Source organism: Pseudonocardia parietis (genome assembly GCF_017876315.1).
Lineage (GTDB): Bacteria > Actinomycetota > Actinomycetes > Mycobacteriales > Pseudonocardiaceae > Pseudonocardia > Pseudonocardia parietis.
The window spans coordinates 138,016-150,721 of sequence record NZ_JAGINU010000001.1 but is presented as its reverse complement, the minus strand read 5'-3'; the positions used below and the strand labels follow the sequence as shown (position 1 = coordinate 150,721).

14 protein-coding genes are annotated in these 12,706 nt (G+C 72.3%); 9 read left to right on the top strand and 5 right to left on the bottom strand.

Annotated elements, in window-relative coordinates:
• Window positions 1-197 precede the first annotated feature (197 nt).
• The 4 genes from JOF36_RS00755 (at window position 198) to JOF36_RS00740 (ending at window position 3,246) form a co-directional block, all read left to right on the top strand.
• Window positions 198-503 (top strand): hypothetical protein, encoded by a 306-nt coding sequence (locus JOF36_RS00755; protein ID WP_245350597.1) that lies wholly within the window; start codon window positions 198-200, stop codon window positions 501-503.
• 89 nt (window positions 504-592) lie between these two features.
• Window positions 593-790 carry a CGNR zinc finger domain-containing protein gene (locus JOF36_RS00750; RefSeq protein WP_245350596.1) on the top strand — a complete coding sequence of 66 codons (198 nt, stop codon included), beginning with the start codon at window positions 593-595 and terminating at the stop codon, window positions 788-790.
• Window positions 791-894: 104 nt separating this feature from the next.
• Complete coding sequence (locus tag JOF36_RS00745) at window positions 895-2,160, top strand: aspartate kinase (RefSeq protein WP_210024509.1); 1,266 nt, start codon at window positions 895-897, stop codon at window positions 2,158-2,160.
• Window positions 2,161-2,166: 6 nt separating this feature from the next.
• Window positions 2,167-3,246, top strand: a complete 1,080-nt coding sequence (locus JOF36_RS00740; protein ID WP_210024508.1) for an aspartate-semialdehyde dehydrogenase — start codon at window positions 2,167-2,169, stop codon at window positions 3,244-3,246.
• A gap of 79 nt (window positions 3,247-3,325) precedes the next feature.
• Here JOF36_RS00740 and JOF36_RS40640 read toward each other — a convergent pair whose 3' ends face one another.
• Both JOF36_RS40640 and JOF36_RS00730 read right to left on the bottom strand, forming a co-directional pair.
• Window positions 3,326-4,348: an endonuclease/exonuclease/phosphatase family protein gene (locus tag JOF36_RS40640; protein WP_210024507.1), complete on the bottom strand. Its 1,023-nt coding sequence runs from the start codon at window positions 4,346-4,348 to the stop codon at window positions 3,326-3,328.
• Between the two features lie 80 nt (window positions 4,349-4,428).
• Window positions 4,429-5,661, bottom strand: a complete 1,233-nt coding sequence (locus tag JOF36_RS00730; RefSeq protein ID WP_210024506.1) for an MFS transporter — start codon at window positions 5,659-5,661, stop codon at window positions 4,429-4,431.
• 91 nt (window positions 5,662-5,752) lie between these two features.
• Here JOF36_RS00730 and JOF36_RS00725 point away from each other — a divergent pair, with 91 nt between their 5' ends.
• From JOF36_RS00725 to arsC, 3 genes are all read left to right on the top strand, one after another.
• Entirely contained in the window at window positions 5,753-6,217 is a 465-nt protein-coding gene (locus JOF36_RS00725) for a Fur family transcriptional regulator (protein WP_210024505.1), read from the top strand.
• Window positions 6,214-7,710 (top strand): catalase, encoded by a 1,497-nt coding sequence (locus JOF36_RS00720; protein WP_210024504.1) that lies wholly within the window; start codon window positions 6,214-6,216, stop codon window positions 7,708-7,710. The genes JOF36_RS00725 and JOF36_RS00720 overlap by 4 nt, the downstream gene beginning before the upstream one ends.
• 65 nt (window positions 7,711-7,775) lie before the next feature.
• Window positions 7,776-8,120 carry an arsenate reductase (glutaredoxin) gene (arsC, locus tag JOF36_RS00715; protein ID WP_210024503.1) on the top strand — a complete coding sequence of 115 codons (345 nt, stop codon included), beginning with the start codon at window positions 7,776-7,778 and terminating at the stop codon, window positions 8,118-8,120.
• A gap of 6 nt (window positions 8,121-8,126) precedes the next feature.
• Here the strand turns inward: arsC and JOF36_RS00710 are convergent, their stop codons facing one another.
• Window positions 8,127-8,573: a hypothetical protein gene (locus JOF36_RS00710; protein ID WP_210024502.1), complete on the bottom strand. Its 447-nt coding sequence runs from the start codon at window positions 8,571-8,573 to the stop codon at window positions 8,127-8,129.
• An 85-nt stretch (window positions 8,574-8,658) separates the two neighbouring features.
• On the opposite strand from JOF36_RS00710, the gene JOF36_RS00705 reads away from it, so the two are divergent.
• Window positions 8,659-9,594 carry a TetR/AcrR family transcriptional regulator gene (locus JOF36_RS00705; RefSeq protein ID WP_245350595.1) on the top strand — a complete coding sequence of 312 codons (936 nt, stop codon included), beginning with the start codon at window positions 8,659-8,661 and terminating at the stop codon, window positions 9,592-9,594.
• A gap of 8 nt (window positions 9,595-9,602) precedes the next feature.
• Here JOF36_RS00705 and JOF36_RS00700 read toward each other — a convergent pair whose 3' ends face one another.
• Complete coding sequence (locus JOF36_RS00700; RefSeq protein WP_210024501.1) at window positions 9,603-11,444, bottom strand: prolyl oligopeptidase family serine peptidase; 1,842 nt, start codon at window positions 11,442-11,444, stop codon at window positions 9,603-9,605.
• A 79-nt stretch (window positions 11,445-11,523) separates the two neighbouring features.
• On the opposite strand from JOF36_RS00700, the gene JOF36_RS00695 reads away from it, so the two are divergent.
• The gene (locus tag JOF36_RS00695; RefSeq protein ID WP_210024500.1) at window positions 11,524-11,925 is read left to right on the top strand and encodes a hypothetical protein; all 402 of its coding nucleotides are present in this window, start codon (window positions 11,524-11,526) and stop codon (window positions 11,923-11,925) included.
• A gap of 26 nt (window positions 11,926-11,951) precedes the next feature.
• Here the strand turns inward: JOF36_RS00695 and JOF36_RS00690 are convergent, their stop codons facing one another.
• A complete protein-coding gene (locus JOF36_RS00690) occupies window positions 11,952-12,545 on the bottom strand; it encodes a TetR/AcrR family transcriptional regulator (protein WP_210024499.1) in 594 nt (197 codons plus the stop codon).
• Window positions 12,546-12,706: the final 161 nt, after the last annotated feature.

Sequence of the window (12,706 nt, the reverse complement as noted above, 5' to 3'; positions counted from 1 at the left end):
CCGCGGCGGCGAAGGAGCAGGCGCGCCATACCCCACACGGTAGACCCGACCCCCCGTTGCACGGCAACCCGGTGACCCCGCCGATCCGTGTCCGCCCGCAACGAAGTCATCACAACTCGTGGCGCCACTCCTCGTTGAACGGGTGGCGAGGGCGCCGCGATGCGATCATGGCGCCCGTCACGACGAGAGGGTGTGCGATGGCGGCAACCGTGGGAACCACCGTGCGGCAGGGGCTCGGGATCATCGCGACGATCGTGCGGATCGTCGGTCTGGTGATCGTCGCGATCCTCGTCGGGCACATCGTGCTCACCCTGCTCGACGCGAACCCGCAGAACTTCCTGACCGAGTTCGTCGCCGACTGGGCGGGGCAGTTCAACCTCGGGCTCGGTGACCTGTTCACCCCCGAGCAGCCGAAGATGGCCGTGACGCTGAACTACGGCGTCGCCGCGGTCCTGTGGCTGGTGCTGACGACGGTGGTCGTCCGGCTCCTGCGGCGGGTCTAGATCCGGGGACGTCTCCAGGAGGATGCGCCAGGTACCGGCTGCACGCGCTGATCGCGACCGGCACCGCCACACACCTCGCGACGCGGGGCATGGACCGGCTCGGCCGGTGCGCCGCGGACGGGTGTGAGCGGGTGTTCGCCGACGTCTCCCGTAACGGCAGGCCTGATCACCTCGCGGGCCTGCGCGCGGCGCGGGATACCCGATACGGGCCCGTCGCGGCCACGCCCGTGTGTCACTCGTCATCGAGGCAGGGTCAGAGCCTGAAATCGGGTGCCGACCGCCGGTAGTGTGCCGTTCCGACCAGCGCCGCGGATACGCCACCCATGTTTGCCGCGGCCGAAGAGAGAGCACCCGACGGCTCCGGTTCGCGGAGCCAGGACAGGAGGTCGGCGTGGCCCTCGTCGTGCAGAAGTACGGCGGATCGTCGGTCGAGAGCGCGGAGCGCATCAAGAAGGTCGCCGAGCGGATCGTCCGTACCCGCAAGGAGGGCCATGACGTCGTCGTCGTCGTGTCCGCCATGGGGGACACCACGGACGAACTGACCGATCTCGCCGAACAGATCTCCCCGAAGCCCCCGGCGCGTGAGATGGACATGCTCCTCACGTCCGGCGAGCGGATCTCGAACGCGCTCGTCGCGATGGCGATCCACTCCCTCGGCGCGGAGGCGCGATCGTTCACCGGCTCGCAGGCCGGCATGCTCACCACCTCGAAGCACGGTGACGCGCGGATCACCGAGGTGAACCCGTACCGGCTGCGGGAGGCACTGGACGACGGGCACATCGTGCTCGTCGCCGGTTTCCAGGGAATGAACGCGGACTCCAAGGACATCACCACCCTCGGCCGCGGCGGCTCGGACACCACCGCCGTCGCGCTCGCCGCCGCGTTGAACGCCGACGTCTGTGAGATCTACTCCGACGTCGACGGCATCTACTCGGCCGACCCGCGGATCGTCCCCAGGGCGACCCTGCTGGAGACGGTCACCTACGAGGAGATGCTCGAGCTCGCCGCGTCCGGCGCGAAGGTGCTGCACCTGCGCGCCGTCGAGTACGCCCGCCGTTACGGCGTCCCGCTGCGGGTGCGCAGTTCCTACAACGACAAGCCGGGCACGCTGGTCTCCGGCTCGATCGAGGAGATCCCGTTGGAGAATCCGATCATCACCGGCGTCGCGCACGACCGGTCCGAAGGAAAGATCACGGTCACCGGCGTGCCGGACACCCCCGGCATGGCGGCGAAGATCTTCCGCACGGTCGCCGACGCGGAGATCAACATCGACATGGTCCTGCAGAACATCTCGAACGTGTCGGACAAGAAGACCGACATCACGTTCTCGCTGCCCCGCACGCACGGCGACACCGCCGTCGCGGCCCTGGAGCGCGTCAAGTCCGAGATCGGCTTCAGCGAACTGATCTACGACAACGACATCGGCAAGGTGTCGCTGGTCGGGGCCGGGATGCGGAACCACCCGGGCGTCACCGCGAAGTTCTGCGAGTCGCTCTCGGACGCCGGCATCAACATCGAGACCATGAACACCTCCGAGATCCGGATCTCGGTCATCTGCCGCTCGGACCAGCTGGACACCGCGGTGCAGGCCCTGCACGAGGCGTTCGAGCTGGGCGCCGAGGACGACGCGGTGGTCGCCGCGGGGACGGGTCGGTGATCTGAGATGGCCATGGACAAGCCCGTTCTGGCACTCGTCGGCGCCACCGGCGCCGTCGGCACGACGATGATCGAGATCATGGACTCCCGCGAGTCGGTGCCGTGGGGCGAGATCCGCCTCGTCGCCTCCGCGCGCAGCGCGGGCAAGGTGCTGCGGGTGCGCGGCGAGGACATCACGGTCCTGGAGCTCGCGCCCGACGTGTTCGACGGCGTCGACATCGCGATGTTCGACGTCCCGGACGAGGTCAGCGCCGAGTGGGCGCCGATCGCGGCCGCCCGCGGCGCCGTCGCGGTGGACAACTCCGGCGCGTTCCGGATGGACCCCGAGGTCCCGCTGGTGGTCCCCGAGGTCAACCCGGACAAGGTCACCGAGCGTCCCAAGGGCGTCATCGCCAACCCGAACTGCACGACGCTGTCGATGATGGCGGCGATGGGTGCGCTGCACCGCGAGTTCGGCCTGGAGGCGCTGGTCGTCTCCTCCTACCAGGCCGCGTCCGGTGCCGGGCAGCCCGGCATCGACCAGCTCTACGCCGAGATCGAGGCCCTCGCCGGGAAGGGCGCGGGCAACGTCTCCGGCGACGTCGCCAAGGTCCTCACCGACGCGGGCGTGCCGGTCGGCTCCGAGGCGGGCTCGCCGTTCCCGGCCCCGCTGGCCCTGAACGTCGTGCCGTGGGCCGGTTCGGTGAAGGACGACGGCTGGTCGTCCGAGGAGCTGAAGGTCCGCAACGAGTCCCGCAAGATCCTCGGGATCCCGGAGCTCAAGGTGTCCGCGACGTGTGTCCGCGTCCCGGTCGTCACCACGCACGCGCTGGCGATCCACGCGACGTTCTCGTCCGAGGTCTCCGTCGAGGCAGCCCGCAAGGTGCTCGGCGCGCAGCCGACGATCGTCGTGAAGGACGACCCGGCGGCGGGCGAGTGGCCGACCCCGGCCGACGCCGTCGGCGGCGACCCGACCGTGGTGGGGCGGATCCGGCAGTCGCTGGACTTCCCGAACACCCTGGAGCTGTTCGTGTGCGGTGACAACCTGCGCAAGGGTGCCGCGCTGAACACCTACGAGATCGCCGAGACGGTCGCCGCAGCCGGCTGACCAGGCGTACGCACGGCACGACGGCCGCCGTCCGGGACTCCCGGGCGGCGGCCGTCAGCGTTGTATCAGGACAGGCGGTTCAGGGCAGGCGCAGCGTGGTCACCACGGCCCGGTGGTCGGTCCCGGGCACCAGGTGCGTCTCGAACGTCTCGGCGACGATGCCCTCGGTGGAGAGCACGTGGTCGATCTGCGGCCCCAGCCAGGCCGGCGCCCAGGTCGGCCAGGTACCCGACAGCCCGTTCCCGGTGTCCGCGGCGGCGTCGGAGCAACCGGTGATCGCGTCCCGGAGCACCGAGTGGTCGAGCGTCGCGTTGAAGTCCCCGGCGATCACCGCGGGGGCGTCTCCCGAGCACCAGCCGGTGAGCGTGTTCAGATCCGAGCGCCACTGCCCGACCGAGCGCGGCACCGGCGCGACCGAGTGGAACGCGACGAACCGCAGGTCGCCGAGCCCGCCGCCGGTCGCCTCCAGGTACGGGAACTGGACGTCGTCGCCGATCCGGGTGCGGACGTCGCCCATGTGCTCGGCGATCGCGATCGAGTTGCCCGTCACGTCGGCGCGGCGCGGTGAGACCGACGACTCGACCCGGTAGCCGAGCGGTTCCAGCAGCGGTTCGAGCTCCCGCTGGTAGCGGCCGCCCGCCTCGGGGATCGAGACGATGTCCGGGTCCTCGTTGTCGATCAGCGCGGCGAGCGAGTCTGTGTCCGCCTCGCCCTCGTAGACGTTGAGGGCGAGCACCTTCAGCGTGGCGCCGCCGGCCGGTGGGGCGGCCGAGGCGGTCGTGCGCGGCAGCACCAGGGACGCTCCGAGGAGCGCGACCAGGGCGAGCACGACCGGCACCGGCCAGAACCGGCGGGCGAACACGGTGATCAGCAGGCCGAGCCCGACGAGGACGGCCAGTCCGGCGACCAGGAGCGGCCGGAACGCGATGATCTGCGCGAACGGCGAGTAGGCGTCCAGCCCGGCCAGATCCGGCAGGGTGGCGAGCGCCGCGCCGGTGCCGAGGAACAGTGCGCACGCCCACCGCAGCGGACCGAACCGGCGGCGGGTACGCCCGCGTCGGATCGGCTGGGTCTGGGAGTCCGGGTGGGGCGGCGCGCTCACTCGATCCAGTCTGCCCGAGTGCCTGGCCCCGGCGGCAACGATGCGGGCGCGGTGCGCCGATCGCCTGTGGACGCTCTCAGTCACCGGCTTGCGTGATCGGCCACCGACCGTTCGTCGCAGCCGGGGGAGCGCATCAACCAGGCCGCGACGACGGCGGCGGCCGTCGCGACCGACGCGCAGACGACGATCGCCAGTGCCGGGGACACGGCATCGACCAGGAAACCGGACAGCGGGGTGGCGATCGCGATCCCGATCGTCGTCGCCGATCCCTGCAGCCCGGTGACCAGCCCCCGGACCCGGTCGGGAGCGAGCTCGCCGACGGCGTCGCTGCCGGCCGCCAGCGTCGGCGCGGTGACGAGCCCGGCGGGCAGGAGCAGGAACAGCAGGCTCCACCAGGACCAGGCGAGCGCGGCCGGGAGCGTCGCCAGCCCCAGCACGGCGAGCAGCAACGGAAGCGGGACGGCCCGCCGGGTCGCGCCGTAGACGAACCCGCCGACCAGCGAACCCAGGCACCACACGGCGTTGACCAGCGCGATCGCCCAGGCCTGACCCGCATCGGTGAGTGCCGCGATGAACGCGAACTCGGTGCCCATGATCGCGACGACCGCGGCCGTCACGGAGAGCAGCGCACCGACCAGCGGGCGGGACAGCCAGCTGCGTATCGGTGGTCGCGCGGTGCGATCGGGACCCGCGCCGTCGGCCCGGACCGGCGGGTTCAGCAACCACAGCGCCAGGCCGGCCAGGACGAACCCGGCCCCGATCACGCGCAGCGAGACGGCGGAGCCCAGCCACACCGTGAGCAGCGACCCGATCGCGGGGCCGGTCATGTACGAGACCTCGACCGACATGGAGTCGAGCGCGAAGGCCGGTCGCCGGTGCCCCGCCGGAACGATCGCCGCGAGCACCTGCCTGACCAGCGAGAACACCGGCAACGTCAGCACCCCGGCGACGAACGCGGCGCCGAGCAGACCGGCGTATCCCAGCAACGGGGCGACCGACCAGAACAGCACCCCCGCCGTCATCGTCAGCGCCAGGACCGGGCGCAGGCCGTGCCGGTCGATGACCGAGCCGAGCAGCGGTGCGCCGATCGCCATCCCGGTGGGGACGGCCGCGGCGACCACCCCGGCGGCGCCGAAGCCGTAGCCCAGCGTCATGACGGTGTGCAGGGTCAGGGTGACCCCGACGGCCGTCGCCGGGATCCGGGCCGCCATCCCGACCCCGGTGACCGCCCCGACACCGGGCCGGCGCAGGACGTCGGTGAAGGCGCCGATCCCTGCGCGCGGCGGTTCGTCGGCGGGGAGGGTGTCGACCACGCTCCCATCGTGCGCTGCGCTGTCGACCGGTTTCCGGCCGGGCCGCCGGAATCTTTGTTTGGTTCCAGAAAACCGGGGAACCCCGTCGGGGATGGAGCATCGGAGCAGCACCACGGCGGATCGGTTGCGGGAGGTCGGCCTGCGGGTCACCGCCCCGCGGGTCGCCGTGCTCGAGGTGCTGGCGGGCCATCCCCACGCCACCGCCGACACGGTGGCCACGCTGGTCCGTGCCCGTCTCGACTCGGTGTCGACCCAGACCGTCTACAACGTCCTGACGGCCTGCACCGACGCCGGGCTGGTCCGGCGGATCGTGCCGGCGGACTCGCCGGCCCGGTTCGAGACCCGGGCCGGGGACAACCATCACCACCTGGTCTGCCGGGCGTGCGGCCGGACCGTCGACGTCGACTGTGTCGCCGGCGCCGGTCCGTGCCTGACCCCGGACGACGTCGCCGGCTTCGTCGTCGACGAGGCCGAGGTCGTCTTCTGGGGGCAGTGTCCCGGCTGCCGCAACGGCGGAGTGACCGCAACAACCCACCACGAGGAGGCACGGCAGTGACGAGCTCGCAGCCCCAGCCGACCACCACTGATTCCGGCAGCCCGGTCGTCAGCGACGAGCACTCGCTGACCATCGGCCCGGACGGCCCCATCCTGCTCAACGACAACTACCTGATCGAGCAGATGGCGCAGTTCAACCGGGAGCGCATCCCGGAGCGCCAGCCGCACGCGAAGGGCGGCGGCGCGTTCGGGACGTTCCGGGTCACCGGCGACGTCAGCGCCTACACCCGGGCCGCGATGTTCCAGCCCGGCGCCGAGACCGAGATGATGGCGCGGTTCTCCACCGTCGCGGGCGAGCGGGGCAGCCCCGACACCTGGCGCGACCCCCGCGGCTTCGCGCTGAAGTTCTACACCTCCGAGGGCAACTTCGACCTCGTCGGCAACAACACCCCGGTGTTCTTCATCCGCGACCCCATGAAGTTCCAGCACTTCATCCGCTCCCAGAAGCGGCTGGCGCGCAACAACCTGCGCGACGCCGACATGCAGTGGGACTTCTGGACCCTCTCGCCGGAGTCGGCACACCAGGTGTCCTGGCTGATGGGCGACCGCGGGATCCCGAAGACCTGGCGGCACATGAACGGCTACTCCAGCCACACCTACTCCTGGGTGAACGCCTCCGGCGAGCAGTTCTGGGTGAAGTACCACTTCAAGACCGACCAGGGCGTCGAGTGCCTCACCCAGGCCGAGGCCGACCACCTCGCGGGCGAGGACGGCGACGCCCACCAGCGCGACCTGTACGACGCGATCGAGCGCCGTGAGTTCCCGACCTGGACGCTGAAGGTGCAGGTCATGCCGTTCGAGGACGCGAAGACCTACCGGTACAACCCGTTCGACCTCACCAAGGTGTGGCCGCACGCCGACTACCCGCTCATCGAGGTCGGGAAGATGGAGCTGAACCGCAACGTCACCGACTTCCACACGGAGATGGAGCAGGCGGCGTTCCAGCCGAACAACCTGGTGCCCGGCACCGGCCTCTCGCCGGACAAGATGCTGCTGGGCCGCGGGTTCTCCTACGCCGACGCGCACCGTGCCCGGCTCGGCGTGAACTACCAGATGATCCCGGTCAACCGGCCGAAGGTGCCCGTCCACAGCTACTCGAAGGACGGTGGTATGCGGGTCGAGAACGTCAGCGACCCGGTGTACGCGCCGAACTCGCAGGGCGGCCCGAAGGCCGACCCGAGCCGTGCCGTCTACTCGAACTACTTCGCCGTCGACGGCGACATGGTGCAGCAGGCCTACACGCTGCGCGCCGAGGACGACGACTACGGCCAGGCCAACACCCTCATCAACCAGGTGATGAACGACGAGGAGCGCGAGCGGCTCGTCGGCAACGTGGCGGGTGCGGCCTCGGGCGTGCAGTCCGACGACATCCGCGAGCGCGTCTACCAGTACTGGAAGAACATCGACAAGGCCATCGGCGACCGGATCGAGGCCGCGATCAAGGCCGAGCTGGCGAAGAACGAGTCCGTCAAGGGCGGAGGCCGGTTCGACTGACCTCGGCGCGGGTGGTCATCGCGGTCCCGGCCGCGATGACCACCCGCGAGCCGTAGGCTCCCCGCGTGGAGATCTGGCACAACCCGCGCTGCTCCAAGAGCCGCGCCACCCTCGCCCTGTTGCAGGAGCACGGCGTCGAGCCGACGGTGCGCCGGTACCTGGACGACCCGCCGTCCCGGGCCGAGCTCGAGGTCGTGCTCACCGAGCTCGGCACCGAGGACCCGCTCACGCTGACCCGCACCGGCGAGTCCGCCTTCCGGGAGCAAGGCCTGAAGGGCGCCGACCGGGACACCCTGCTCGACGCCCTGGCCGCCGACCCGACGCTGATCGAGCGCCCGCTCGTGCGCTCCGGGGACCGGGCCGTGCTGGGCAGGCCACCGGAGAACGTGTTGCCGCTGCTCGGGCGCTGAGCGGGTTCAGGCCCGCCGGTCCCGCCACAGCGACACGGTCGCGGCCAGCCCCACCAGCGACGGGAGCAGGCCGAGCAGGCCCAGCCAGGCCGGTACGAGCGTGCCGCCGTACTCGGTGACGGTCATCAGGGTCACCGCGACGCCCAGGCCGAGCACCCACAGAGCGGTGCCGACCGGAGCCGCCCAGCGGGTCCGGCGGCGGGAACCGAGCAGGGCGACGAGCCAGCCGAGGGTGCCGAGGACAACGGTCGTCAGCAGGATGGTGACCACGAACGACTCGGCGTCGCCGGCGTCGAGTCCGGGATGGCCGGCGTACACGGCGGTGACCCGGTCCCGGATCGAACCGATCACGGCCTGGTCGACGACGACGGCGACCGCCGTCAGCGCGGTCGCCGCGAGACCGGCCTGCAGCAGCGGCGGTGCGGCGGGTCGTCCGGTGGTGCGAGCGGTCATGGTGTTCCCCCTGGTCGTAGCATGGCTTCCAGCTTCGGACATAGTGTCTGAAACTTGGGACATCGTGTCTCAACGGAGGTGACCGATGCCAGTGGATTCGGAGCCGGGCGACCCGGAGATGTCTCCGGGTGCTTCCCGGATGCGGGAGCCGGGGAGCCGGGGGTCGGTGCTCGGTGCGGGACCGGGGCGTCCCCGGCGACGACGGCTGTCCGACGCCGAGACCGAACGGCTGATGCTCGAGACCGCGGCGGCCGCGGTCGCCGAGCTCGGGCTGACCGTGAGCCTCGACCACCTCCGGCTCGAGGACGTGATCCGGGAGGCCGGTGTCGCCCGCAGCGCGGTCTACCGGCGGTGGCCGTCGAAGGGGGAGTTCCTCGGTGATCTCCTGCTGGAGCTCGCCCGCGGGCAGGCGCCGATGGCCGCGACCGGGATCGAGGAGGCGAGCGGGACGCTCCGCCGGATCCTCGGCGAGCGGATCGACGACCTGGCCACCGCGGACGGCCGGATGCGCATCGCGGCCGAGGTGCTCCGGGAGGCGGTCGACGCGGACTTCCGGCGGGTTCTCGAGGCCCCCGGGTGGCGGACCTACCTGGCGCTGACCGCGACGTTGGCCGGGATGGAGGAGAGCGGGCTGCGCGACGAGGTCGGCACGGCGCTGGCGGCGTCCGAGAGCCGGTTGACCGACGGGATCGTCCGCAACCAGGAGGCCATCGCCCGGCTGCTCGGCCTGCGGTTGCGGCCCGGTCCGGCGCTCGAGGACCTCGCCCACCTGGGCAACGCCCTCATGCGCGGCCTCGTGATCAAGGTGCTCGTCCAGCCGGAGCTGGCCGGGCGCCGGGTCGCGGCCTCGCCCGGCGGGGAACCGGAGGACTGGTCGCTCGTCACGTTCGGCATGGCCCGGCTACTGCTCGCCGGCCTGGAGCCGGACCCGGACCGCCCGTGGGACGCGGAGCGCACCGCCCGGCTGCGCTCCGCGCTCGACGCCGGTACCGACCTGCCCGAGCTGGCCGACGGCTTCTGACGCTCCCGTCAGCCGGCCAGCGCCCGTCGCACGAAGTCGACCTCGGTCGCGATCAGGTCCAGCTGGTCGGAGACGACGAGCGAGCCGTGCCCGGCGTCGAACCGGCTGACCTCGTAGGTGGCGTCCTTGCGCGCGGCGAGCGCGTCCAGGTAGTTGTCGATCTGCCGGATGGGGCAGCGCGGGTCGTTCTCCCCGGCCAGGACCAGCACCGGCACCCGGACGGCGTCCACGTAGGTCAGCGGGGACGCCTCCCGGTACAGCTGCGGCAGCTCCTCGGGCGAACCGCCGAACAGCGCCCGGTCGAAGGCCCGCAGCTGCTCCATCTCGTCGGCGTAGGCGGCCACGTAGTCGGCCACCGGCACCCCGGCGACGGCGGCGGCCCAGCGCTGCGGCTGGGTGCCTGCGGCCAGCAGCGCCAGGTAGCCGCCCCACGACCAGCCGTCCACCGCGCAGCGGGCCGGGTCGACGGTGCCGTCGGCGACCAGTGCGTCCTGGACGGCGGCGACGTCGGCCAGCTCGGTCAGGCCCGGGCGGCCCTCGATGGCGTCGCGCCAGCCGGAGCCGTAGCCGGTCGAGCCGCGGTAGTTGACCTCCACGACGGTGAAGCCGGCGTCGGACCAGGTGGCGCGCCCGGCGTCGAACCGGTCCTCGTCGGCGGCGTGCGGGCCGCCGTGCAGGACGAAGACCGCCGGCGCGGGCCGGTCGCCGGCTCTGGGGGCCTCGGTGACCAGCGCGTGCACGTCCCCGCCGGGGCCCGCGGCCCACACGTCGCGGACCGGCAGCGAGCCGGGCGGGCGCTCCCCGGGCGGGACGACCAGGACGGCGTCGGAGTCGTCCGGGCTCAGCGCGCGGATCTGCGACGGGGTGGCCGCCGACGAGCTCGAGTACTCGACGGTGCCGTCGTCGCGGACCTCGGCGGAGCCGACGCACCCGGGCGCGGTCGGAAGCTCGGTGAGCGTCCCGCCCGCCGGCTCGTAGCGGTACAGCCGGGTGCGGGCGGCGTGCGTGTGCGCGACCAGCAGCGCCGAGGCGTCCGGGTAGAAGCCGGCGACGAGATCGCCCGGCAGGTCGAGCTCGAGCTCGGTGACGGCGCCGGTGGTCGGATCCCAGATCAGCAGCTCGTCCCGGCCGCGGCGCTCGTGTCCGACCAGCAGTCGCTGGTCACCGGCGACCGGCGAGAACTCCAGCGGTTCGAGCCCCTTGCCGGGGCCGTCGTGCAGGTCGGCGACGGTGGTCCCGCTCTCGAGGTCGAGTACCCGCAGCGAGGGATGGCGCGAGTCGCCGTGCTCGGAGTGCGAGATCGCCAGGAGCGTCTCGTCCTCGGACAGCGCGCCGACCCCGGCGTCCTCGGTGTGCCGGTACACGACGCGCGCCTGCTCCGAGGACCCGCGCTCGTGCACCAGCAGGGTCGTGCCGTCGTCGGTGGAGACCCCGACCGCGGTGCGCCGCCGCCCGATCTCCAGCCCGGCCGGGTAGCCGTCGCCGGCCCCGGGCACGGCGGGGACCGTCGGCGCGCCCGGGCCGGCGGACCACGGCTGGGCGACCCAGTGCCCGAACTCGTCGCCGTCGGTGTCGGCGAACCACCACACCTGCTCGCCACCGGGCGGCAGCTCGGCCGACGTGGTGCCGTTGCGCCGATCGGTGACCTGGCGGTACTCGCCGGAGGCGCGGTCCCACACGTGCACCTCGAAGGTGCCGGTCGCGTTGGAGACGTACACCGTGTGCTGCGGTGCGTCGCGCGCCCACGAGGGCCGCGACATCTGGACCGCGGTGAACCGGGACCGCCAGCGCTGCTCACGCTCGTCGTCGAAGAGCCGTTCGGGCACGGGGGCGCAGGGATGGGAGGTCACGTTCGGAGATCGTGCCCGAACACCACGAACGGGTGTACCGGGCGGGGGTCACACCACGGGTTCCGGCAGCATGGGGGACATGCGAAGGTCGGCCGGACTGCTGCTCGCCGGGTTGCTGGTGGCTACCCCGGCGATCACGGGTTGCGGTGCGGTTGCCGGAGCCGGGCCCGCCGGCCCGACCGTGGCCGCGACGGCCGACGCGAACGGCCTCACCCCGGTCCGGTTCGACTTCCGCTCGACCGCGCCGGTGGAGGCCGTGCCGACCGTGGTCGTCCCGCGCGGGACGACGGTGGTGCTCACCGTCGGCAGCGATGTGGCCCGCCGCGTGCTCGTCCCCGAACAGGGGCGCGCGGTGGACGTGACGGCGGGCGGAACCGTGACCATCCGGTTCCTCGCACTGGGTGTGCTGTCGGTACGGGTCGCCGAGCCGGGGACCGACCGGGGCGGGACGATCATCGGGTTCGTCGAGCCCCGGCACTGACCGGTGGGTTCGGACGAACGCCGGGTTCAGACGAACGCGTCGGCCCGCTCGGCGATCGCGCGCAGGCCCTCCGCGACGTCGATCCCGGTCGGCGCGGTGTCCGGGTCGAGCATCCACTGCACCATGACGCCGGTGAGCAGCGCCTGGTAGACGGCACCGAGCACGTGCACCCGCCGGTCGGCGGCATCGGGATCGTCGGGCAGCGTGTGGAAGGTCAGGGCGAGGCCCTCGCGGACCTCCCGCTGGGCGTCGGCGAGCTTGGCCCGCAGCTCCGGCAGCCGCTCGGCCTGCGCGAGGGCCTCGACGTGGGTCGCCCACAGGCGTCGCTGGGTGGAGAACAGGCCGATGACCCGGCCCCAGGTGTCCTCGACCCGCCGCTCGGGGTCGGACGCCGTGGTGCTGCCGGGTTCGGCCAGCGCCCGGTCCAGCTCTTCGCCCCACGCGGACGTCGCACGCAGCAGGGCCTCGGTGAGCAGGGCGTCCTTGGATCCGAAGTGGTAACCGATCGACGCGAGGTTCGTGCCCGAGGCGGCGACGACGTCGCGCGCGGTGGTGCGGCCGAACCCCTTCTCGTAGAGGCACTGCGCCGCTCCGTCCAGCAGCTCCTCGCGGTGTCCCATGATCGCGAACCTATCCGGTCGTCCCGGACACCTGTACACCGGCCGTTCATCGGTCCGCGGCCCGATCGGGTCCGGCCGTTGCGTGATGGTGGTCACAGCAGGTAGGCACGACGGAGGGAGGCGGCCCGATCGAGCGGGCCGTCCGTTCTCGACGAGGAGAC